General features: G+C 54.4%; 20 protein-coding genes. 6 read left to right on the forward strand and 14 right to left on the reverse strand.

Translation table 11 applies throughout. From position 1 onward, the window contains the following. The first annotated feature begins 35 nt into the window (after positions 1 to 35). Positions 36 to 1,172, forward strand: a complete 1,137-nt coding sequence (locus LU196_RS02940; RefSeq protein ID WP_232761487.1) for a porin — start codon at positions 36 to 38, stop codon at positions 1,170 to 1,172. Between the two features lie 102 nt (positions 1,173 to 1,274). Here the strand turns inward: LU196_RS02940 and crl are convergent, their stop codons facing one another. The 3 genes from crl to gpt form a co-directional block, all read right to left on the reverse strand. Further along, on the reverse strand, positions 1,275 to 1,676 hold the full coding sequence (gene crl / locus LU196_RS02945; RefSeq protein ID WP_232761486.1) for a sigma factor-binding protein Crl: 402 nt from the start codon (positions 1,674 to 1,676) through the stop codon (positions 1,275 to 1,277). A gap of 108 nt (positions 1,677 to 1,784) precedes the next feature. Then, complete coding sequence (gene frsA / locus LU196_RS02950; RefSeq protein ID WP_232761485.1) at positions 1,785 to 3,032, reverse strand: esterase FrsA; 1,248 nt, start codon at positions 3,030 to 3,032, stop codon at positions 1,785 to 1,787. A gap of 120 nt (positions 3,033 to 3,152) precedes the next feature. Beyond that, positions 3,153 to 3,611 carry a xanthine phosphoribosyltransferase gene (gene gpt, locus LU196_RS02955; RefSeq protein WP_007887137.1) on the reverse strand — a complete coding sequence of 153 codons (459 nt, stop codon included), beginning with the start codon at positions 3,609 to 3,611 and terminating at the stop codon, positions 3,153 to 3,155. A gap of 253 nt (positions 3,612 to 3,864) precedes the next feature. Between gpt and pepD the strand changes: the two genes are divergently transcribed. The 5 genes from pepD to LU196_RS02980 all read left to right on the forward strand — a co-directional run bounded on the left by pepD (position 3,865) and on the right by LU196_RS02980 (position 10,128). After that, entirely contained in the window at positions 3,865 to 5,325 is a 1,461-nt protein-coding gene (gene pepD / locus LU196_RS02960) for a beta-Ala-His dipeptidase (protein WP_232761484.1), read from the forward strand. A gap of 324 nt (positions 5,326 to 5,649) precedes the next feature. Beyond that, entirely contained in the window at positions 5,650 to 5,979 is a 330-nt protein-coding gene (locus LU196_RS02965) for a hypothetical protein (RefSeq protein ID WP_232761483.1), read from the forward strand. A 550-nt stretch (positions 5,980 to 6,529) separates the two neighbouring features. Then, positions 6,530 to 8,035: a sugar ABC transporter ATP-binding protein gene (locus LU196_RS02970; protein ID WP_232761482.1), complete on the forward strand. Its 1,506-nt coding sequence runs from the start codon at positions 6,530 to 6,532 to the stop codon at positions 8,033 to 8,035. Beyond that, a complete protein-coding gene (locus LU196_RS02975; RefSeq protein WP_232761481.1) occupies positions 8,032 to 9,030 on the forward strand; it encodes an ABC transporter permease in 999 nt (332 codons plus the stop codon). The genes LU196_RS02970 and LU196_RS02975 overlap by 4 nt, the downstream gene beginning before the upstream one ends. A 27-nt stretch (positions 9,031 to 9,057) precedes the next feature. Then, positions 9,058 to 10,128, forward strand: coding sequence for a sugar ABC transporter substrate-binding protein (locus LU196_RS02980; RefSeq protein ID WP_232761480.1), 1,071 nt, complete (start codon positions 9,058 to 9,060; stop codon positions 10,126 to 10,128). A gap of 39 nt (positions 10,129 to 10,167) precedes the next feature. Here the strand turns inward: LU196_RS02980 and LU196_RS02985 are convergent, their stop codons facing one another. From LU196_RS02985 to LU196_RS03035, 11 genes are all read right to left on the reverse strand, one after another. Then, on the reverse strand, positions 10,168 to 11,580 hold the full coding sequence (locus LU196_RS02985; RefSeq protein ID WP_232761479.1) for a hypothetical protein: 1,413 nt from the start codon (positions 11,578 to 11,580) through the stop codon (positions 10,168 to 10,170). Positions 11,581 to 12,067: 487 nt separating this feature from the next. Further along, on the reverse strand, positions 12,068 to 12,934 hold the full coding sequence (locus LU196_RS02990; protein WP_232761478.1) for a transcriptional regulator: 867 nt from the start codon (positions 12,932 to 12,934) through the stop codon (positions 12,068 to 12,070). Between the two features lie 239 nt (positions 12,935 to 13,173). Continuing rightward, a complete protein-coding gene (locus LU196_RS02995) occupies positions 13,174 to 13,407 on the reverse strand; it encodes an acyl carrier protein (RefSeq protein WP_232761477.1) in 234 nt (77 codons plus the stop codon). A gap of 22 nt (positions 13,408 to 13,429) precedes the next feature. Beyond that, a complete protein-coding gene (locus LU196_RS03000) occupies positions 13,430 to 14,935 on the reverse strand; it encodes a hypothetical protein (RefSeq protein ID WP_232761476.1) in 1,506 nt (501 codons plus the stop codon). Positions 14,936 to 15,189: 254 nt separating this feature from the next. After that, entirely contained in the window at positions 15,190 to 16,509 is a 1,320-nt protein-coding gene (locus tag LU196_RS03005) for a hypothetical protein (protein ID WP_232761475.1), read from the reverse strand. Positions 16,510 to 16,560: 51 nt separating this feature from the next. Then, positions 16,561 to 17,796: a hypothetical protein gene (locus LU196_RS03010; protein WP_232761474.1), complete on the reverse strand. Its 1,236-nt coding sequence runs from the start codon at positions 17,794 to 17,796 to the stop codon at positions 16,561 to 16,563. A gap of 24 nt (positions 17,797 to 17,820) precedes the next feature. Next, positions 17,821 to 19,098 carry a type III secretion system translocon subunit SctE gene (sctE, locus tag LU196_RS03015; RefSeq protein WP_232761473.1) on the reverse strand — a complete coding sequence of 426 codons (1,278 nt, stop codon included), beginning with the start codon at positions 19,096 to 19,098 and terminating at the stop codon, positions 17,821 to 17,823. A 550-nt stretch (positions 19,099 to 19,648) separates the two neighbouring features. Continuing rightward, positions 19,649 to 20,134: a SycD/LcrH family type III secretion system chaperone gene (locus tag LU196_RS03020; protein WP_232761472.1), complete on the reverse strand. Its 486-nt coding sequence runs from the start codon at positions 20,132 to 20,134 to the stop codon at positions 19,649 to 19,651. Between the two features lie 106 nt (positions 20,135 to 20,240). Next, entirely contained in the window at positions 20,241 to 21,332 is a 1,092-nt protein-coding gene (locus LU196_RS03025) for an EscU/YscU/HrcU family type III secretion system export apparatus switch protein (RefSeq protein ID WP_232761471.1), read from the reverse strand. Between the two features lie 15 nt (positions 21,333 to 21,347). Further along, positions 21,348 to 22,112: a type III secretion system export apparatus subunit SctT gene (gene sctT / locus LU196_RS03030; RefSeq protein ID WP_232761470.1), complete on the reverse strand. Its 765-nt coding sequence runs from the start codon at positions 22,110 to 22,112 to the stop codon at positions 21,348 to 21,350. Next, positions 22,109 to 22,369 (reverse strand): EscS/YscS/HrcS family type III secretion system export apparatus protein, encoded by a 261-nt coding sequence (locus LU196_RS03035; RefSeq protein ID WP_232761469.1) that lies wholly within the window; start codon positions 22,367 to 22,369, stop codon positions 22,109 to 22,111. Before LU196_RS03035 ends, sctT begins: the two co-directional genes overlap by 4 nt. Position 22,370: the final 1 nt, after the last annotated feature.

The raw sequence follows: 22,370 nt of genomic DNA on the forward strand, positions 1-22,370 counted from the left end.
GTACAACAAATTTTACTCATTGGGATTGATAGCAAATGAAGAAAAGCACACTGGCAATTCTGGTCTCTGCGCTGGCGCTGACCTCCGCTGCACAGGCCGCAGAAGTCTATAACAAAGACGGTAATAAGCTGGACTTCTACGGCCGCGTGAAGGCAGAGCACTACTTCAGCGACGCTGACTCCAGCAACGGCGACAAATCTTACGTGCGTATCGGCTTTAAAGGCCAAACGCAGATCAATGACCTGATGACCGGTTACGGCCAGTGGGAATATCAGTACAGCGCGAGCAACTCTGAAGGGTCGGACGCCAACAGCGGTAACAAAACCCGTCTGGGCTTTGCAGGGTTGAAATTTGGCCCTTACGGCTCCATCGACTATGGCCGCAACTATGGCGTGCTGTACGACGTGGAAGCCTGGACTGACGTCTTCCCAGAGTTTGGCGGTGACGGCACGGCACGCACGGACAACTTCATGACCCAGCGCACCACGGGCGTGGCGACTTATCGCAATAACAACTTCTTTGGCCTGGTTGATGGCCTGCGTTTCGCCCTGCAATACCAGGGTAAAAACGACGACACCAGCCCGAATGCACGTGGACTCGGCACCAGTGGCGCGGCCAACGACGGCACGCGCCAAAACGGCGACGGCTACGGCGCGTCACTGGGTTATAGCCTGGGCGACAGCGGCGTGAGCCTGATGACCGCAATCACCTCATCGAACACCACGCTGACGCAGAAAAACCGCGTTTACGGCGGCGGCGATAAAGCGGAATCCTGGGGCGCAGGCGTGAAATATGACGCCAACAGCGTTTACCTGGCGGCGATTTACACCGAAACACGCAATATGACCCCGCTCACCGGCGCGCGCTGGCAGGGTGCGTCAATTGCCTCTGGCGCAGCAAACAAAGCGCAAAACCTGGAATTGGTGGCGCAATACCAGTTCGACTTCGGCCTGCGTCCGTCTATCGGCTATGTGCAGACCAAAGGCAAGGACATGGAAAACGGTATCGGCGATGCCGATCTGGTGAAATACATCGACGTGGGCATGACCTATTACTTCAACAAAAATATGTCGACCTTTGTGGATTACAAAATCAACCAGCTCGACAGCGACAACAAACTCAGCCTGAACGACGACGATGTGGTGGCGGTTGGTCTGACTTACCAGTTCTAACGGGTCTACGCCTGCGCAGGCGCCCTTCCCTCAGTTGTGTCTATAAAAAAAGAGCCGGCTCATCACCGGCTCTTTCTTTTATCTTAACGCACGCGCCAGCAATCAGGCGGTGAGCTTCACCGGCTCATCGTTAAAGCCTTTAGCAGGGCGGAGATCCAGCTTCTGATCGTGCAGCAGCGCTTTCAGTCGCTCGTGGAAATTGCGCAGCGTGCTCTCGACCTTTTCGTTGTTCTCTTTCCCTTTGATGGTCGCCACGCTCCAGTCACCGTCTTTATCAAACAGGCCAAACCGATATTCATAGGTAAAATGATCCTCATGCGCCTCAAGGTTCATCCACCAGCCCCAAAATTCGCGGCTTTCCGGTGCAGGCTTAACGTTGACACAGGCAGCCAGGCAGTCAAAGAAAAAACGCGTCTCTTCGCACTTCCCTTCGCGAATGTACGGCCCCAGTTCAGTGAAGCGCTTCAGCAGGCGACTACGGGGGTGACCACTCGGTAACGTCATGCTAATTCTCCCTCAGTAAAACCGTAAAGTGCTGTCGCTGCGGTTATCGTAACCGCGACATAGATTGTCCCGGCTATAAGTTTTAGCAGAGCGTGAGAGATTCGCCAGTCAGACGCGCAATTGTTTCGCCAACCAATCACAAAGTTGATTCAGCGCCTGATTGAACGGTGCAAAAACCGGCTGGGCAGGAATCAACAGCGTTTTGCCGTGTGCCGAGGAGCTGGCAATGAGTCGCGACTCGTCTTCTGGACTAAAAATGTCGCCAGGCCAGTACGCGGCCAGCAGCGGCACCGGCGTCCGGCGGCCCAGCAAGCCCTGAATTTTCAGCGAGTAGCGATTGAGTTCAATGCGCAGGTTACTGTCCGAGGTCGACGGCATGCCCAGACGGCTGGCGAGCATATCAAGATACATATCCGGTAACTGCTGCTGGCGCGCGGTGTCCACGAATACGCTGTGCACCATGGCACCCAGCGTAGCGACCGCGCGCAGCCGCGGCACTTCCAGATAGGCCAGCCGGGTGGCGATGTTGGCACCAAACCGATAGCCCAACAGCGCCACGCGGGTGTGATCGATCCACGCCACGTTAGGCAGTTCCCGGAGCACATGCTGGTGTAGCTGGCTGGTGTCCTGATTCAGCGTCCATTTGCTGCTGAAGCCCACCGACGGCATATCCAGCGTCAGCATGGCAATCCCGCGCGGCGCCAGATAGTCGTGGAACAAGCGATAGTGATCGCTTTGCAGCGCGTCCAGCCCGCCGCACAGCAGCACGGTGGGATACGGCGGCGATACCTGCGGCGGCATATGCAGAAAAGCGGTCACCGGACTGCCGCCGGGAATCGAGAATGTCAGCGATTTTAGCTCGCCGGGCAGGCGCTGCGTGGCCTCTTCATAGGCACGATTGGCCAGTAATTGCGCCTGGTCGGCAAGCGCATCGCCTTTGATAAACGGGTACGCCGCAAGGCTGTAGAGCAGCGAGGCTTGCAGCCAGTGATGGCCCGCCTCGTCCGACTGCGCCGCGTCCATGGCCTGCTGCTGCCAGCGCGCGCCCTGTTTTGACCACTCATAATTCCAGTTACCGCCGCGGTAGCCCATCACTGTATCCAGCAGACGATCGTCTGTGCGCTCTGCGTTACTGACGGCAATGCGCGCCAAAACGTCGCTGAGCTCCAGCGGCGAGACGCCGCGCCAGGTCCACAGCAGTTTATTCAGCATGCGATACCAGCCGCGCTGCGTGTCACCTTCCAGCGCAGAATGCACCTGGATGGGATGGTGATGCTGACGGCGCACCAGCGTTGAGGTTTCAGGGTGTTTAAAGCGGGGTTTAAAGAGTTCTTCGCTGAGGTTTTTCGTGGACATCTTCGGCGCACTCCTGCGGTAGACGCATCATGCCTAAGAGTTTACTGCAGCGATCGCCGCGGCGCGAGGCGTAGAAAGCGCAACGCCCGGCTTAACCGGGCGCTGTCATCACTGCAATGATTAGCTTTTAACAATAGGCGGAATATAGACCACGCCCATGTCCCACGGCTGCTCAATCCAGGTGTTCTGCGGAATATCCACGATGTAGTCGTCCACCAGCGCACGGCCTGCTGGCTTAGCAAAGATGGTGCAGAAGCGCGCCTTCGGGTACATGTCGCGGATGGCCTGCGCGGTGCCGCCGGTGTCCACCAGATCGTCAATCACGATGAAGCCTTCGCCATCGCCTTCTGCACGCTTCAGCACTTTCATTTCGCGCTGATGATCGTGGTCATAGCTGGAGATGCAGACGGTATCGACGTAGCGAATCCCCAGTTCACGCGCCAGCAGAGAAGCCGGCACCAGACCACCGCGGCTCACCGCGATAATGCCTTTCCACTGTTCCACAGGAAGCAGGCGCTGGGCCAGTTTACGGGCATGAATCTGCAGCATGTCCCAGGTGACGACGTATTTTTCGCTCATAAAAGGAATCCCAACCACGAAAAGTGGCGTAAAAATGTGCAAGGGGGAAAAGGTTGCGCGAGATTATAAGGATCTGACGCGTCAAAAACCAGCACCTGGCGGCGCGGTTGCAGGTTTTTAGCGCGCCTGATACGCACCCGACCAGAAACAGTGATATTCTCAGGCCCACCACGTCAGCCCGGCTGACACCGAACTTTCACTGGAACCTCGCGTGCGAGCGGTCTGTCCGCCACGCTGACACAGGAGACGCGTTGTGTCTGAATTGTCGCAACTTTCCCCGCAGCCGCTGTGGGATATTTTTGCCAAAATCTGTTCGATTCCGCACCCTTCTTACCATGAAGAAGCTTTAGCCGAATACGTGGTCGGCTGGGCAAAAGCACAAGGTTTTTGGGTTGAACGCGATCGGGTCGGTAATATCCTGATTCGCAAGCCCGCGACCGCTGGCATGGAAAACCGCACGCCCGTGGCGCTGCAGGCGCACTTAGATATGGTGCCGCAGAAGAACAACGACACCGTACACGACTTCACCAAGGATCCCATCCAGCCTTACGTCGACGGCGAGTGGGTCAAAGCGCGCGGCACCACGCTGGGCGCGGATAACGGCATCGGTATGGCTTCTGCGCTCGCGGTATTAGCGGATAACAGTCTGACGCATGGTCCGCTGGAAGTGCTGCTCACCATGACAGAAGAAGCGGGTATGGACGGCGCTTTTGGCCTGCAACCTAACTGGCTGCAAGCGGAGATCCTGATCAACACCGATTCCGAAGAAGAAGGTGAGATTTACATGGGCTGCGCCGGGGGTATCGACTTCATCACCACGCTGCCGCTGAACCGTGAAGCCGTGCCTGCCGGTTATGAAACGCTCAAGCTGACGCTGAAAGGGTTGAAAGGCGGCCACTCCGGCGCGGATATTCACCTGGGTCTGGGCAACGCCAATAAGCTGCTGGCGCGTTTCCTTGCCGCGCACGCGCAGGCGCTGGATCTGCGCCTGATCGCCTTTAGCGGCGGCACGCTGCGCAACGCCATTCCGCGTGAGGCCTTTGCCACGCTGGCGGTCGAAAGTCATCAGGTCGATGCGCTGAAATCTGCCGCCGCCCACTTCCAGGCGATGCTGCACAATGAACTTGGCGCAAAAGAGAAGAACATTGTGCTGCTGAGCGAGCCCCTGGCGCATCAGGGCCAGGCGCTGACCGCTGACAGCCGCGATCGCTTCATTAACTTGTTAAACAGCACGCCAAACGGCGTGATCCGCAACTCTGACGTGGCAAAAGGCGTCGTGGAAACCTCGCTGAACGTGGGCGTGGTGACAATGGATGACGCGCAGGCGGAGATCATCTGCCTGATCCGTTCGCTGATCGACACCGGCAAAGATTGGGTGGTGGAGACGCTGACGTCGCTGGGTCAGCTGGCGGGGGCGCAGACTGCGCCGAAAGGCGGCTATCCCGGCTGGCAGCCAGACGCCGACTCGCCGGTGATGGCGCTGACGCGCAAAACCTACGAAGCGCTGTTTGGCAAAACGCCGAACATTCAGGTCATCCATGCGGGCCTGGAGTGCGGACTGTTTAAAAAGCCCTACCCGAACATGGATATGGTCTCGATTGGACCGACCATTACCGGCCCGCACTCGCCGGATGAGCAGGTGCACATTGAGAGCGTCGGCCTTTACTGGCAACTGCTGACCGCCCTGCTAAAGGTGGTGCCGGAGAAAGCGTAAGCGATACCGCGTTGAGGGGGCCATAAAGGCCCCCCTTTTATGTGTCTCGACCACAGCCTCAGATGGGATCTTTCTCACAAAACGTCATACGGCAGTCATTATTTTATCCTGCGCCTGTTGCCTTGTCGCAGCGCGCCTCATCCAGCTTAGTCGTGAAAATAATATTTTTTTCATTACGTTATGCCGCGCGATTTTTAAATCGTTAATCGGCGAATCGCATTCATAAATATATATTAGAAAACCCACTTACTTTACTGACTAATTTAATTCCTTCGCCCTCGTGATAACGTATTTTAAATCACACACAGGCACAAGGAGTCAGTTATGAGAACGTTAAGCCCAGAGGAAATGTCTATCGTCGCAGGCGCAGGCAATTATTCCGATAAACACGGTCCCGGCAGCGGTAACAGCGCAGGAGGCGGTAAAGGCGGGAATTACAGCGGTGTGCCTAAAACCTGTGAGAATCAGGTCGGTGCCGGCATCATTACCGGCATGATAGCGGGCACCGTGGGCGGTGCCGCCGGTATCGTTGCGGGTGGTGCACTCGGCGGCGTGTCGGCCGCGTTAGGTTCCTGTAATAACAGCCCTTATGGTGGCGGCAAAAATGCCAGCAATGGCTCAGGCAATGCTGGCATTGGACAATGCCGTTGGTAATATGGATAACATTACGCAGAACAGGACGAAAATACGTGGCTACAGGCGCGCAATGATAAATATATTCTGGGTGATAACCGCCTTCCCGATTATATTTTCTGACGATCCTCATCGCTATGCAGTAACGGGTAATTCTGTTGCGTTAATCACTGACGTATTTGCCCTTATTGGCATTTATCAGTTTTACACGTTCCTGTTTCAGCGTTGCGAAGCCCTTTATAAAAAAAAGACCTAATCGCGTTTTATCGCCTCACCGTCGGTGAGGCCTTTTCTCGCATTCCCCCCTCTCACGCAGCCTGTGCTGTTGCGGTTTATTCCCATCTGGTTCGTTTTCAGCCTCTGCCCTTATCAGGATAAATCGCTACTTTTTGCGGCTTTCCCCCCTCGCTTCTGCCACGCCTGCGTCTACAGCCAGTTTTAGACGCCATTATGTCCAGATGTCTGGATGGCTAATAAGGATTCGTGCTAGCTTATAGCCTTTCGTTCGTTGCCCGGATGACGGCTTCAGGAAAAAATGCGACCACGCGAATTAACAATAGGTGCCGAAAGAATGCGTGCGATAAACCGCCTTGAGATGCATGACATCTCTCTCGCCTTTGGTGGCTTCGCCGCGCTGTCCCAGGTCAATTTTGTGGCCGACGGTGGCTCAGTGCACGCCCTGACCGGCGCCAACGGTGCCGGAAAATCCACGCTGATGGCGGTGCTCTCCGGTGCGCATGCGCACTACAGCGGCGACATTCTGCTGGATGGTTCAGCCGTCTCGATCCGCTCTCCACGCGACGCCAAACGGCTGGGCATTCATTTGGTCCAGCAGGAAGTGGACGTGGCGCTGGTACCGCAGTTGACGATTGCGGAGAACATTCTGCTCGATCGGCTGGCGGAGCCCGGCCACGGCTTCCGCTGGCGCGATATCCGTCACCAGGCGCGCACGCTGCTGGCGCAGTTGGACGTCAATCTGGACGTTAACCGCCTGGTGGCGCGCTGCTCACTGGCGGAGAAGCAGCAAATCTTGCTCGCCCGCGCCTTGTCCCACCACTGTCGCTTTCTGATTCTGGATGAACCCACTGCGCCGCTCGATCAGCATGAGAGTGCGCGACTGTTTACCGTAGTACGCCGCCTGCAGCAGAACGGTATCGGCGTGGTTTTTATTTCCCACCGCATTCATGAACTCAAGGCCATTTGCGATCGCTTAACCGTGCTGCGCGACGGTCGATTGATAGAGAGCGGGCCGATGGCCGCGCTGAGCGGTGAGCAGATTGTCGAGAGAATGCTCGGTCACGCCCTGACCGATATCTATCCGCCACGGCGTACACCTCAACGCCAGCCGCTGTTGCTGGCCGTGGAAGGGTTACACGACGACCAGCGGCTACGGGATATCTCACTGCGTCTGCACAAGGGCGAAATTCTTGGCATTGCAGGCCTGGCGGGCGCCGGCAAAACGGAACTGTGCAAAGCGCTGTTTGGTGCCACCAAAAGTCGTGTGCAACGCGGTGAGCTACACGGTAAGCCCTGGCGTCCGCAATCGCCGCACCATTCGGTGGCGCAGCGCATGGCGCTGGTACCGGAGGAGCGGCGTAAAGAAGGGATTTTTATTGACGAGTCGGTGAGCATGAACCTGAGCGTGAGCGCCGACAGCAGTTTCTCCCGCGCCAGCCTGTTCAGCTATCGTCAGGCGTGGCGCTGGGCAGAGCGCGTGATCCAGCGGCTGAATGTACGCACCTCGGGGCCAGGGCAAACACTGCGCCGTCTGTCCGGCGGCAATCAGCAGAAAGTGGCGATTGGCAAATGGCTGCGCAATAACGCCGATGTGCTGATTTTTGACGAGCCCACCAAAGGGGTGGATGTCAAAGCCAAAACCGAACTGTTTGCGCTGATTGACGGCCTGGCCCGCGACGGCAAAGGCATTATTTACGCATCAGGCGAATTTTCGGAACTGCTTGGCCTGTGCGACCGCATTTGTGTGCTCTGGGATGGGCGCATTGTGGCAGAGATGGACGCGCGCGAGGCCACAGAAGAGACGCTTTTGCTTTATTCCACTGGAGGAACCCCTGCGTGAGCAGCAAAGAACTATCCCTGAATGCCCAGGCGTCCCTGCGCCACCAGCTTTTCGAATTTCTGTATAAATGGGGCATGTTGCTGACGGTGGTGATCCTGATCGCCGCGTTTGGCCTCGCCTCCGACAGTTTTCTCGAGCCCACTAATATCGTCAACATTCTGCGCTCGATTGCTATCGTCACCGTGATTGCCATCGGCGTATCGATTTCACTGACCATCGGCGGGTTTGACCTGTCGGTGGGGGCTACCGCCTCGCTGGCCAATGCGCTGGTGATCTCACTGTTTGTTTGGCACGGGTTCGGCACTGCCGAAGCGATCGCCGTAACGCTGCTGCTGTGTACCCTGGTGGGACTGTTCAACAGTTTTTTAATCGTGGTGCTGCGCATCCCGGACATGCTGGCCACGCTGGCCACGCTATTCGTGATTCAGGGCGTGGCGATGACCTACAGCTTTGGTGGATCCATCACTGAAAACATGGTGATGCCCAACGGCGATATGGCGGAGGGCACGATCCCTGCCGCCTTTGGCGAATTGGGCCAGGTGCCAACGATAGTGATCATTATGCTGGTGATCACCGTGGTCGCCCAGCTGGCGCTTTCACTGACGAAACACGGCCGTCGCATGTATGCCCTGGGCGGCAATCCGGAAGCCGCGCGCCTCTCCGGCATCCGCACCACGCGCTATCGCGTGCTGGCCTATGTGCTGGCATCCCTGCTAGCGGGGCTGGGCGGCATATTGCTGGCCTCGCGCATTGGTTCATCACAGGTGAATGCCGGCGGCGGTTATTTAATGGATGCGGTTGCCGCCGCCTGGATAGGTTTTTCACTGGCGGGATCGGGGAAACCTAACGCGCTTGGCACGCTGGTGGGCGCAGTGATTCTCGGCGTGCTGCAAAACGGGTTAGTGATGCTGTCGGTGCCTTATTACGCCATGGACATCATCAAAGGTCTGGTGCTGGCGCTGGCGCTGGCCATCACTTACATTCAGCGCCGCTAGGGCGCGACCACGGAGAACGAGAACACAATGAAAAAAATCCCCCTTTCGCTGTTGGCCGTGAGCCTGCTGCAGGCCAGCGCTGCCTTTGCTGACACCCCAACTACCGTGCCTGCGGCGATTGCGCAGCATAACGGTCCGGTGCGTATTGCGATCATCCGTAACCTCGGTTCGGACGACAACACGACGCAATTTGTCGCCGGGGCGATCCAGCAGGGCCGCAAACTGGGTTTTAAGGTCAGCACGTTCCTCAGTAACGGCGATGATGCCCGCTTCCAGGATTTCGTTAACCAAGCCATTAGTCAAAAATATGATGGGATTATTTTGTCGCACGGCAAAGATCCCTATGCCACTGCGCTGGTCAAGCGCATCGCCGATGCGGGCATTAAAGTGTCCGTGTTTGATACGCCCGTCAATACGCCGATCGCGGGCGTGACCGTCACGGCGCAAAACGACGCGTCGCTGGCGCAGACCTCACTCGGCAGCTTGATCAACGATTTTCACGGCAAAGCCAATATTGTGAAGCTCTGGGTAGCCGGTTTTCCCGCCATGGAGCGTCGTCAGGTCGTGTATGAAAAGCTGTTGAAAGAAAACCCAGGTATTCACCAGCTGGAGTCGATTGGCGCGGTCTCTTCCGATGTACAGGGCGATACGGCAAACAAGATAGGTGCCATTCTGGCCAAGTACCCGAAAGGAAAAATCGATGCTATTTGGGGCGCATGGGATGCGTTCAGCCAGGGCGCGTATAAGGCGCTGCAGGAGAACGGCCGCACGGAGATCAAACTCTACAGCATCGACGTTTCTAACCAGGATCTGCAGCTAATGCACCAAAAAGGCAGCCCGTGGGTGCAGACGGTGGCGGTGGATCCCAAAACCATCGGTGCCGTAAATATGCGCCTGGTGGCGAACAAAATCGGTGGCGTCGCCACGCCAGCCAGCTATGAGTTCAAAGCCTCTTCCATCAGCCAACAGCAGCTAAACAGCCAGTCGGGTGCCGTGAACATGGCCTCGCTCAGCAAGATTATTCCCGGCTGGGGGGAGAACCAGGATTTCGTGGCGCCGTGGTTTGCCACGCTGGAAGCGAAGTACGCTAAAAACTAAGCCTGACGCGCCTGCGACAATCCAGCGGCGTCAGGCGCATTACAGCCTTGTCTCTTTAATTCGCGTAGCGCTGTCGTCGGCGTCGGAATCGATGTCCACGACAGTATCACCCGGTGCGGGCCTCTCGGGCACTGGCAACACCCGATGCACGATCACCTCCTGCAGCGCGATATCCTCCCCACCTGACGGCACGCCGTCCGCATGCAGGGTTTGCTGCTCAGACGCATTGTCTGCCGCTGACTGCAGCGCATCGATGACCACCGCCTCCAGCTCGACGTTGGAAAGCGGCGCTTTTTGCTGACCTGCGAACACGAATGGCACATAAGCCAGCGCGATCAGCGCCCCGTTGAGGGTGTACTCGGCCGCTTTGGCCTGCGCCGGTGGCAGCGTATTTTTAAGCACAAGATGAATAAAAGTAGAGCCCAGCACAATGGTTTCAATAAACGACAGTCGCTTGGGTGCCTTTTGAAACAGGATCTCAGTGATTTTACCTGCATTGGCAAGCTCGCGCGGCTGAAGGGCGGCACTCACCGTCAGGGCGTCGTTGTGCTGAGCCAGCGCCTGCGCATTTTTATTCACTAACGTGTCCACAACCTCGCCAGCGGTGTTAATCACGGTATTTGCCATCATGAGTCCTATGGCGTCATTCACCTGCGCAGCAATGCTCTCCTGTGCGAGGCTAACGGCGGATTGATTCAGCCCGTAGGCCACGGCTGAAAAGGTCGTCGCCCGCCTGGAATCCGGACCGCGGTTATTGTCCGCCAGCGCAAACACCACACTCGCCATTTCGCGGATAACGCTATACAGCGTGGCAGAAACCAGCGTGGGGGCAGCCGCAGCCAGCGCAGGCCCCGACACGACAGACAAGCCCGCGCAGGCGGCTACAGGCAGTAGCGCATTAATATAGCTGGCAATCGCACCGGTTTTCGTGGCGGTATCCTGCTGACGATCCGTTGCGATTTGGATGACATTCGCGATAAAAGGCGCTGTTACCGCTGCTGCGCCCAGACCTGCGGCAGAGAAAACGTTGTTCTTAAGCAGGAGGGATACGCCTTCCTGAATCCCCTGCTGCACCAACTTGCAGGCGCCGACCGTCGCGCCGACCTGCAGCGTGGTCTTGCCAATATTTTTTGCGGCGCGTACCAAAGCGTGGTCAGCGGCCTCAGCATGCGGCAAATCAGGCGGCGCGCGCCGCGTGCCCGGCCCGTCAGCGCGGTTACGAGGCGGGCTGTCCGCACGCATCATGGTGCCCATTATCGCGGCGTCAGAAGGCACCGCGTCAACCCTATGCGCATGCACCACCTGAGCCGCAAAGGTGACAGGCACGCTTGTGGCGGGCGAAGCCGCGCGCGCGGGCAGCGCTGAGCACTGATTCACCGCACGCGTGCTGGCTAATTGAGGGATATGGGGCTGCTGCGTTGTCGCGCCTGGATGGCGTTCTACTGGCATCATCGAAGATGTTCGGGGCAAGTTAACCGCTATCATGCTTTTTCCTAAGACAGAATATTCCTGCGACGAACCGTCATTTAAAGCGAGGCACGCCTGCGTGGGCACCCGGAAAAGTAGATGATTGCGCGTGCGGGAAATATCAAAAAACGCTCCTGCAGAGTTGAGAGATAAATCACTGTTGCGTAAGGCTAAATAGCGTCGTCATGGCTTCTGTTGGTGCCCTTACCGCTGGCATCCACCGCGAGCAAAAGGATGAGGGAGGAGAACGATGCGAGCGATACAATGCACAACATCACTGGTCGCCAAGAGATTGCCCCGCCGTGCACTCCACTCAGCCGCTTGCGGATAAACGGCAACGCATCACACCGTTTACCCGACAACGGAAAGCGCAGCGCGCGCTTCACTCGGTCACGCTCACGTTAACGTCCTTCACCTTGCGCCGCCTTCATCACTTATCGCCCATGCCGTCACACCGGGGTGGAGCTCATACCTATTTGCACCGAAGAAAATGCAGCGCGCCCGCATGAAAAACCCCGTTAATGTAAACAACGCGGTCATCACCTTGAAGGCTAAACGCCAAGAGGTTGCTGCGATTAATCCATCTTGTTTTTTCGTGTGCAGAAGGTTGGTCTTGCGCGGTAACATCATGAAAAGCAGGAATGCCGTGATATCGATGGTTTAATGTTGTGAGACTTATATTTTCGAGGCATTGGTGTGGTGTGACAATGTCGATATCACGCGCGCAGAAAAAAATATTCCATACCATGATTAGCACGCAGCCAATAAACAGGAAAAGCATAGCGTAACGCGTCAAACACGGGGGAACTCTCGCGTAAAATGCCTTTCCTTTGCCTGGAGTTGACGAGACTGGCGGGGTCACCACAGCGGCTTGAGCATTCAAGGCGGACGCTTCAGCAAAAGCGGCATTATCCCGCGCCAAGCCATCCTCAATAACCGGCGAGTTCACACACAGCGCCTCCTTCACCGGGGCAATTTTTGCCGCATCGCCGGGTGGATGCTTTAAAAGCCTGACGCGGATTACGTGGTTTAATTTATATCCAATACGCGGCTGTGTAATAAGGGTGTCATCCGGCAGACCCACCTTCTTTATTGCTTTCCGCAGTTGATTAATCATCTGTCTCAGGCTATTTGGCGTGACAACAATTCCCTGACTTCCCCAGCCGGCATAAATCAGCGCTTCGGCGCTCACCACCTCTCCGGGCGTATCTAATAATGCCAGCAGACATCGGGTACCCGCCTGACTTACCGTGGCTTCACAACCATTACGTTGATTTAGTAGCCGACCATATTCAGCATAAAAATAAACAGCGTCATTGAAGAGATATACCTGATTCATAATAAGACAATTCTTGTAGAGGTTATAATAAACAAAAAAAACAAACCAAAATCTGTGACATCCCTTATCCGCAGCTTCCCCTTAATCAGTTCAGCGCGCGTAATAAAGTTCATTAAAGAAAGGACAATAGCACTCTACATTTACTCGAAGTGTAATGAGTTGTCTTAATTTTGAAGTAAATTCTCAGTGGCGGCGAAAAGAGGTCAACAGTGGACCTCTTTATCGCGTGAAGCATGGGATTAAGGCGAGACCGCGCCGCGTTTCTTTTCAACCAGGCGATAAACGTCCCGCACTAAAAAGAGGTTTTGCGTTTCAGCATCGCTGATTTCAATGGCAAAAGCCTGTTCCAGCGCGATAACCATTTCGGTAAACATCATCGAATCCATATACAGATCGTAGATGAGCGAAACCTCTTCCGTCAGAGGATAAGAAAATGTGCATTCCGTGATAATGCGATGAATGGTGTCTTTCATTGATCGTATCTGCTATTTCGCGTTAGGTCGTTTTTTGAAGGTGGCGTTGTATTTCGCGACCTCGAATACCGGAGGTCGCCGAAATATAACGATCGTTGGCGACGATAGCGTGCTTGAACGTTCTCAATGTGCGCGTCGGCGAAAGCGCGGTGGTTTCCCGCCCGCGGAAAAAGGCCAGCTTTTCCTGAAACGACGCGTGTTCATTCATGCCCGTGTTGGGCTGAGCGACGAGCATAGACGGTGCGGGTGGCGGGGTTGCTCCCCCCGCCTTCACCAGCGCCGAAAATGCTGTACGCTGGCCGGTCCGCGCACGCTGAATGAAGGGCTCAACCTGAACGGATTGAACAGGCTGCGCGGCGTGAACCGATGACTCCGTCTGCACGGGCCGCTGAATCGCTTGGGCGGCGTGAGCCGGCGGTGCGGATGCGATTGGCACCCCAAGGCTGGGCGGCGGCATCGGCACGCCGTTGTGAGACCACGAATGGTTGTTGTGAATATGTATTTGCAGGTTTTTCTCTGGCGAGGCACTTACGTCTGCCGGATTTTCGCGCCCAACAGGCACCCGCGCGCGGCGGGCCATCCCCTTGAGCGTCGATGGCTGCGCGTGAGCAGGCTCAGCGTCTGCCGTGTCAGCCTGCTCGTCTTGCTCCGGTAGCGCACCACGCGCCGGGATCGCCGTTCGCGGCAACGTGCTGCGTGTGCCTGACGGGCCCGCTGCGTTTGCTGGCCTGTCGCCCTCTTCATATGCGGTCAGCGGCGTGTCAGAAGGACCTGCTCCTATATCGGGCTGTGCCGGGGGGGCAGAGGTTGAAGAGGGATCGGCTTTATCCGCACCCGAGGTCGCAGGGGGTAGCATAAAATAGCGCAGCGCATCCAGCGCGGTACGCATGGCCATCTCGCGGGTCGCGCCTTGCAACGAAGCATCGATTTTATGCAGTAGGCGATCGAAATAATCAACGCCGATTGTCAGCGATTTCTCGTCCAGACGCGCAATCCCCTGTTGTTTCATTACGGCCACCAAACCAGTGCGTATTGCGGTGCTGACATCGTCTGCGGTAACCGTTTTAATGGCCGTTACCACCGAAGCGACCATCGCTTCAACGTAGGCAGCTGGCTTATGCAGCCCTACCTTTTTTAGCGTGTTAAACACCGCATCGCGCTGCGCGCCATCGATCTCGCCTTTGTTGAACAGCACCATGACGCGCTGGGCAAGCGCCTGTACCTCGACCGATTTAACGCTCAACGTTTCTCCCGTCGCGCGCTGATAGTCATTAGCAACCAGCTCGGTGAAACTTACGCTGGCTGCACCGCCCGCCCGCCGCATATTCGGTGATTCATCGCTTGTGATTTCATCGTAAGCGGCGTGGATATGTTTACTTTCCACGCCGCTGGTGCTCAGCGCATTGCAGAGCGCCGCGCGCTTTTCCTCTTCCTGCTGCTGCGCAGTGAGGTTAACGTTTGCCAGCTGTCGCGCGCCTAAACGTTGGGCCTCAGCGTGCTGCGCGACATCCGCTGTCTTCGACAGCATTGGCGCAGGCCTTCCAGCGTCCTGTGGCCTATTACGGACACCCGCTAACTCCCGCGCCACCCTGGCCATTGAGGATGTGCCGCCACATTGGGGCAGCGGCGGCGCCGGGGGAATGGCTGGCAAGGAAGAAACATTAACAGAAGGACACATAATTTCTCCTTTATATGTTTGGTAAGGTATAAACGTGACGCACGGGCGCACGCTCAGGAAATAAAAGGAATGCCGATCACATTAAAAATAAAATAACACCAACATTAAATGCGTAAAAAATTTATCGCCAGCTCACACATTTGTTTATAGAATTGCGTCACGGTATCCTGCACGTTATTAATTAACTTATTATAATATTCCAGCTGATTCGTTATTTTACTGGTTTTATTTTGCTCGCGCGTAAGAAAAGCATCGACTGCAGAAAGAAAGTTATTGTATGCGGTCAATGAGGTTTTATCATCTGTCAGCGTATCGCGGGCCGTTTTATTCATATCATTCAACTGCGTAATATCAATTTTCACCACCCACTTACCGCTTTTAGGGTCCTGAGTCACCACGCCTGAGCCAAATTTTTCGCGCATACTTCGCGCTTCTTCTTCAGAGTCCGCCTGATGCAATACGCCAGCCTCGCCGCTAAATTGATTAATCATCTCCTCGATAGCTTTAAATATTTCGCTCCGGGTAATCTTGACATTTTTATCATCTTCAGCCTTTACGTTTTTCGCGATGATGTCTCGCAGTGTAGACAGCGTATCATAATAGACACGCATTTTTTCCGCCGCGCCAATAAAGGGCTGCATAAACGCATCCTGCATATGGGTAATTAACTTGAGAATGTCGTTAAAAATCTCTTTGTCGGATTTCATCGGCGGTGGATCATTGAAGGTGTTCATCATGCGCGATAAGGTTTGTTCTCTGGACTCACTGCCTTGCGCCTCGCTGTCCAGCCGCTCGCGCAGATGCTGACGCAGACCGTTCGCCTCGCCGCGCGCGTCCGCTTTTTTCTCTTCCAAATCGTTTAACATGCGCTTTTGTAACTGTTGACGAAACAGGTCTATCTTTGCGCGGTTAAATGCCGCATCCTGGACCTTGTCAAGCAGCCGCTCTGGCGCCGGCACATTCCCTTCATCTACGGTGCTGGCAACGCCCTCATGCAGCGTTTTAAAAGCGAGGTAGTCTGTCGCCTTCTCCAGCATTTCACCCAGCGTCGTGTTACCCAGTGGATTTAATAAAGCATCGGCCAGCGCGGTGCGATCCCCTGGCAGTGGGCCGCCTTCATCTGGTTTCGCAGCCTGGTGCTTTTCTGCCAGACGCAACGCGCCTTCCAGCATCGCTTTCACGGGCCACGCACGCTGCGCTTCGGGCAACTGTCCCATCTGCTCAAATAACCGTTGCAGCCTGTGTCGGGCCGGGCCTGCCTGTGACCTATTACGCGGCTGTGAAGGAGGCTTGTTGTCAATTTCCGGCGCGTTTTCAGCGTTGGCGTTAACCATGCGTCCATGCGTGTCAGGTACCTTGGAGGGTGCCGACATCACGCGGGGCATGATCGGCGTGACGTTTGTTACCGAAGAGAGTGTTGTCATTGGATTCATCTCAATAAGCAGGCGGCTGCGCCGCCTGACGTGACGCGCAGATTACGCTGTGCGCGCGGTGAGTTTGTCTTGGCTGCTGCGTACCTGGTTGAGCAACTGCATCAGGGAATCCATAACTTTTTGGATGGTTCGCAGCAGCTCTTTCAAGGTGTCCAATGCGGTATTGAGATTGAAGGTCGTCTCACGGGCCTGCGACTCAAGCAGCCGCGCTTGCTTCGTCTGCTCTGCTTTATTGATGTCGCTTATTCGATTCACCACAGTTTCCGCTGAACGAATCAGGGCGGTATGCATTTGCAGGCGGTGATTGGCTTCCTGAATCGCGAAATCGTAATTGCGTACTTGTGTGTCGTGCTGCTCGGCCACCCTCTCCGCGTGCAGACTGTTGTTGCGGTCACGCTGCGGATTGCCGGTTGGCACGCTGCCTTCCATCCGCGCTTTGCGCGCGGCTTCACGATGCGCAGTCTGCTTGTTATGCATACGCTGCGTGAGCTTGATGTTTTTCACCGTCACTTTGACGTTGCTTGCGGTCGATACTGCCGAAGAGACAATGCCCACCACCGCGGCTGAAACGGCTGCCGCGAGTTCTTTCTTGGCGGCATCCTGCTCCTGCTTACGCGCCAGTTCGTTAAGCTTCTGGCTCAGTTCTGACAGCATACGGAACAGCTTGTCCAGCGCGGAGCTGTCCGCAAGCTTGGTTTCCATCATTTTGTCGAGAAGCTGGCGAACCTGCGACGCCCATGCGCCAAATTCGCTAAAAGACGCACCGCCCTGCTTTTCATTCGCTTCATGAAGTGGCGATGGCTCTCCACGCGGCTGCTCGTCCTCCGCGATCAGCGTACGCACCAGCGCATTGGCGTCGCGCAGCCACTGTTTCAATGCTTTGTCGCCGTCAGCGGCCTGCGGCTCATCGCTCTCTGCATCATCGTTACCCGCGCCGGATGTCTCCTCTCCCCGCAGCTTGTCTGTGGAGAGCGTCCCGATCAACAGGCTAAGGCTGGCGTTGAGCTTGAACAACGTCGTGTTCAATTCATCGTTTTCGGGTGCACCGCCTGTAGGGAGATGAGCGCGTGGCGCACCGGCGCTGCGTTGGGGAGGCCGCATCGCCACGGGCGGAGGGAAATCGTCATCTGATAACGCGCCCGCCAGCGTCTCCAGCGAGCGAGTTGAGTCAGGGTTTTGCTGCGTGGCAGTTTGCCCGGTACGCGCCGCGTCGGATGCGTTTTTTTCGTTGCGCTGCAGGAGTGACGGAACAGAGGGAGCAAAAGGCGTAATATCCATTATTTTTTCCTTTTTTATTTGGTGTTAACCCGCTTTAGCAGGCAGCAAAATTTTCTTACCCAAGAGCAAATTGTTTTCAATGATTCTTTGCGCCATCTCGCTTAAATTGCGGATGCTGTCTTGCAATCTTTCCAATGACTCCTGCATCATTTCCTCAAGCTCAAGCTGCTTTTCGCGAATGAATTCAAGTTCTTTCACCGCTTGCTCTGCTTTTATTTTCTCAAGGTTGGACTCCGCAACTTTGGCATTCATGGCATTTTGCTGCGCGGTATTCGCCGCACTGGCTACGTCATGCGTTATATTTGCCGCTTTTACAAAAGACTGATTCGTCTTGGCACTCAATGACTGCAACGGTTGCAGGGCTTTCTTTGACATTCCCGCTATATGCTTTAAAAACTGCGGGATATTTTTAAATATGCTCTTGAGCATATTTGACGCAAATTTCATTGCGCCATTAATGACATTTTTCATGACCTGCGCAACGGCACTGCTTCTCAACAACATCACCGCGGCGATCACCGCAACAATCGCAACAATCGTTTTGACCACCGAGCGCACCTGTTCTAAAACATCGGGTGGAAGTGCCTGCTGTAATAATTTCCCTAACGGAGAATTCATCAGCAGAAAATCCACTGCCTTACCGATGGCCTCAATGATGGGCATGATCACCGACTTCATTAACGGCTCCAGCGCTTTGCCGATAAACGAGGTCCCCGTGGCCGCCTGCATGATGCCATCAGCCACCGTCATCACCAGCAGCGCCACCGCCAGAACCGAACCCGCGCCCATCGTCACGACCGACAGCAACACACTCGCAACGGTCAGCAACGCGGTCACGATTTTGGAGATACAGTCGCTCTTCTTTTTCGCCTGCTCGTTTTTTTCATGCTGCTCTTCAATTTTCTTGGCTTGCTCAACGCGCGCGCGCCCCGCCATTTCCGTGTTGAATTCCGCACGTTTCAATTCATGTTCAGCGCGCTGCTTTGCCTCTTCGGCACGGTCTTTAATGCTCTGATTGATCACATTTAACAGGCGCAGCGCCATGTTGTATTGCGCCTTGGCTTGCTCCTCAATAAAGCTCGAGTTGAGCAGGCGGCTGTGCTTACTGTCTTGCAGCGTCGTTGCCACAATATCGTTGATACGCGACTGAATTTCTGTGGCTTTAACCGCCAACTGCTCAGCGTTTGACTTTGCGGCCTGCAGCGCGGTGTGCACATTAGCCCGCTGGCTTTCCAGCCCGGTAAGTTCTGACGAGAGCGCCTGGTATTCCGGATCGTCAGCGCCTACTCCCGCCTGCTGCATAGCAGCCTGCTTTTCTTTGAGGATAGCGATGCGGGCTTCCAGTTTACTCAGCTGACTCTCCAGGCTTTTGACCTGATCACCCGCCTCCTCCAGCGCGTCCAGTGCGCCATTGAGCTCGTTGACCAAGGCATCAAACTGCGCTTTTACGTTCTGCGTGAACGCCGAAACGCCTGCAAGAATGGCTTCCATGGCGTCCGTCAACACATCCTTGCCGCTGGTTTTATCAGCCAGCAAACGGGTTAATACACTATTGATCAGCAGGCGATATTGCTCTGCCGTTCGCGGTTTTTCAGGCGGCGGCGGTCCCTCCAGAAAGGCCTGCTGCTCCTTATCTTCCAGCGTTTCCACCGCAGCATATTGCACCAGCGAGTCCAGCGCGCTTTTACCGCTGCTGCTCTCTCCTGGGCGCATCACTGGCGGATGGTGCAGTCGGTTGGGTTCAACCCGAACGTTGGCATCATTACCGATCCTGCTTATCGTCGAGTCAGGTTGCACAGATTTAAGCGGTTGAGTATTTACTATGTCCATTTCTGCCTCACAGTAGGTGTTTTTACTTAGAACGTTTGCTTTTTATCGTATCTATATAAATTCTTGCGCGAGCTTTTATCTTTTCATCAGAACATTTATCGATGATATTTTTAAAACACTGCAGCGCTTTGCCAATATTGCCCATTAGCAAATTACATTGCCCCCCATAAAGCATGGGCAAGTAGTTCTCTTCAGCCATAACAAACGCCAGTGCGTAAAAGTCACAGGCCTTCTGATAATTTCTTTTCAATTGATGCACAGAGCCTAGCCCGATAACATAATCTGCATTATTAAAATCATACATACAGAGCAACTTGAAGAGCACTTCGGCTTCTTCTAATCTTCTTTCTTGGTAGAGATAATAGGCACACGCATACATCTCCTCCATGGTTTCATCAGAAACATCCTCAATATCTCTGAGCGTGATACCACGCTGGATATACTCCATTAATTGCAATGCCATATCCGAATGATCGTCGTTATGGTCACGGGTTACTTTCATAGCCATAATAATCCTTAGCCCATGAGATGGGGTAAATTACATCATGTCATCGATAATCGCGCTCACAAAGAACGCTCATGGCGCGCATTAATAACGAGAGCACGATGATGTCTTAATTTTCGTCAGAGGACGTTACCTGTTCGGTGGATTTGGCCGTTCCCATTTGTTGTTCCAGCCAATCCATATCAACAAGATCAAGCCACAATAGAATGTCCAGCACCTCGGTAAAACATGCCAGATGAATAAAGCTATTTACCCGATGCGTGGCGTAGAGTTTTCTCGCCAAGGCCACATCTTCAATAATCGGCGTACCTACACGTTTTGCGTAACGTTTTACCGCCAGTGCCTTTTCATTTTTTTCAATCAATGAAATATAGGGAATAAAGGTAACGTCCTTATTGATGTAGATCGCGACGGCGATGTGCGTTGGGTTAACCACGATGGCTGTGGCATTTTGCACCGCTTGCTTCATGGGTTCTGAAAGCATTTCCGAATGCAGCTGTCGCCGCCGGCTTTTAATTTCTGGATTCCCTTGCGACTCTTTATGTTCGCGTTCGACCTCCTTTTTATCCATTTTCAGCTCTTTTAACCATAACAGCACTTCACAAAACGCATCGAATAACACAATCAACACTATGCAGCCCAAGAAAATGATCAGCAGTGAATGAAAGAGCTCCCCGAGGATAACGAAGGTATATTTGGCTTCACTGTTTACACTACCGAGAATAAGGGATGAATTTTTGTGCCAAAAAATATACGCGGCAACGAAAAAAGCCACAATATACATAATGGTTTTCACCAGCTCTTTCAGGGTCCGCAAGTTGAAGATCTTTTTTATACCTTTAATAGGATTAAGACTATCAAACTTCAGCTTCAATGCTTTTAACGCGAGCTGACCACCGGTTTGCATAATGCCGGGAAATACGGTAGCAACAATCGACATAACGAGAACAGGCAGCAGGATTTTCAAGGCCGTAGTTAAACAGAGCAGAGCGTAGTCCTGCGCTGAGAACGTATATTGTGCTTCGATGATGTTTTGCATAATAAATTTGACGTCATCGAGCGAAACAAAGCCGATGATCATTTCAATGCCCACCAGCATCAGGCAGGTGGTGACCATATCTTTACTTTTAAAGGTTTGCCCCTGCTTAGCGGCATCGCGCTTTTTCTTTGGGGTCGGTTTCTCCGTTTTGTTTTGCGACACAGCCCTCTCTGCCTCTTACATTAAATATCGCGCATAAAAACGCTCAAGTTTTATGATTTCACCGGGTAACACGGGAGAGAGATAAATCAGTAACAGCGCAAACCCGACAAAACTTTTTACCGTTATCGCCATTGAAAATGCATTTAGCTGAGGCGTATAGCGTGACAATAATCCCAGCAACACTTCAGTCACTAAAAATACGACCACGATCGGCGCCGCGAGGCGTATGGCTTGCATCATCATTTCACTGGCAAAGCGCAGTATTAACGTGACGTCGGGTAAGGTGACATGACCCGGCGGCGAGAGTCGATAGCTGCTTAGCATCACCTCTAACAGTGTCAGCAGCCCCCCCGCCTGCAGGATCAGCACCACGGTAAACATATTGAAAAAGTTGGCCAATTCAGAGGAATCAATGCCGGTCTGCGGGTTAATGGAACTGCTTAGCGTGGCACCTCGCTGGTTATCAATGTAGCTGCCTGCCGCATGGAGTACCCAAAAGGGAAAGCAGAGAAACAGCCCAATAATTACTCCCAGCAGCACTTCTTTGACCAGCAGTCCCATAAACAGCCACAGTGTCACCTCATGCAGGGTGATACCAGACACCGGCCACAGGCTCGCTCCCATAAAAAAAACCAGCGGGTAGCGAAACAGGTCCGGTACCGTCGACGCGTTTAAAAACGGCAGCATCATAAACACGGGAAACAGGCGGCCACACACCAGAATCACGGAATACAGCCAATAGTTAAGTTCGCTGAACTGCATGAAGGCGATGGCGCTCATTTTTTCCCCAGGGCAAACGTGAGCATTTCTTGGGCATAATTCATTAATGCTCCACCCATCCAGCCGGACAGCAAAAATAAACAGACACACACGCCCAATAATTTAATCCCGAACGGCAACGTCTGTTCCTGCAATTGGGTAACCGTTTGGAATAATCCCACCAGCAAGCCAATCACGGTGGCGACCATTACCGGAACGGCCGAGAGTGTCAGGACCAGCCAGATGGCTTTATTGCCCGCATAAATCACTTCATTCATG

The sequence above is a fragment of the Pantoea sp. Mb-10 genome (assembly GCF_021272205.1).
GTDB lineage: Bacteria > Pseudomonadota > Gammaproteobacteria > Enterobacterales > Enterobacteriaceae > Pantoea.

Excerpts from the sequence above, each read along its gene's own strand:
- LU196_RS02940 (WP_232761487.1), top strand. The coding sequence starts at position 36 with ATGAAGAAAAGCACACTGGCAATTCTGGTCTCTGCGCTGGCGCTGACC.
- LU196_RS02970 (WP_232761482.1), top strand. The coding sequence starts at position 6,530 with ATGCGTGCGATAAACCGCCTTGAGATGCATGACATCTCTCTCGCCTTT.
- LU196_RS03000 (WP_232761476.1), bottom strand. The coding sequence starts at position 14,935 with ATGCTGTCGAAGACAGCGGATGTCGCGCAGCACGCTGAGGCCCAACGT.
- LU196_RS02985 (WP_232761479.1), bottom strand. The coding sequence starts at position 11,580 with ATGATGCCAGTAGAACGCCATCCAGGCGCGACAACGCAGCAGCCCCAT.
- LU196_RS03005 (WP_232761475.1), bottom strand. The coding sequence starts at position 16,509 with ATGACAACACTCTCTTCGGTAACAAACGTCACGCCGATCATGCCCCGC.
- LU196_RS02995 (WP_232761477.1), bottom strand. The coding sequence starts at position 13,407 with ATGAAAGACACCATTCATCGCATTATCACGGAATGCACATTTTCTTAT.
- LU196_RS03035 (WP_232761469.1), bottom strand. The coding sequence starts at position 22,369 with ATGAATGAAGTGATTTATGCGGGCAATAAAGCCATCTGGCTGGTCCTG.
- sctE (WP_232761473.1), bottom strand. The coding sequence starts at position 19,098 with ATGCAGCAGGCGGGAGTAGGCGCTGACGATCCGGAATACCAGGCGCTC.
- LU196_RS02980 (WP_232761480.1), top strand. The coding sequence starts at position 9,058 with ATGAAAAAAATCCCCCTTTCGCTGTTGGCCGTGAGCCTGCTGCAGGCC.
- LU196_RS03020 (WP_232761472.1), bottom strand. The coding sequence starts at position 20,134 with ATGGCTATGAAAGTAACCCGTGACCATAACGACGATCATTCGGATATG.
- sctT (WP_232761470.1), bottom strand. The coding sequence starts at position 22,112 with ATGAGCGCCATCGCCTTCATGCAGTTCAGCGAACTTAACTATTGGCTG.
- LU196_RS03010 (WP_232761474.1), bottom strand. The coding sequence starts at position 17,796 with ATGGATATTACGCCTTTTGCTCCCTCTGTTCCGTCACTCCTGCAGCGC.
- gpt (WP_007887137.1), bottom strand. The coding sequence starts at position 3,611 with ATGAGCGAAAAATACGTCGTCACCTGGGACATGCTGCAGATTCATGCC.
- crl (WP_232761486.1), bottom strand. The coding sequence starts at position 1,676 with ATGACGTTACCGAGTGGTCACCCCCGTAGTCGCCTGCTGAAGCGCTTC.
- LU196_RS02965 (WP_232761483.1), top strand. The coding sequence starts at position 5,650 with ATGAGAACGTTAAGCCCAGAGGAAATGTCTATCGTCGCAGGCGCAGGC.
- LU196_RS02990 (WP_232761478.1), bottom strand. The coding sequence starts at position 12,934 with ATGAATCAGGTATATCTCTTCAATGACGCTGTTTATTTTTATGCTGAA.
- frsA (WP_232761485.1), bottom strand. The coding sequence starts at position 3,032 with ATGTCCACGAAAAACCTCAGCGAAGAACTCTTTAAACCCCGCTTTAAA.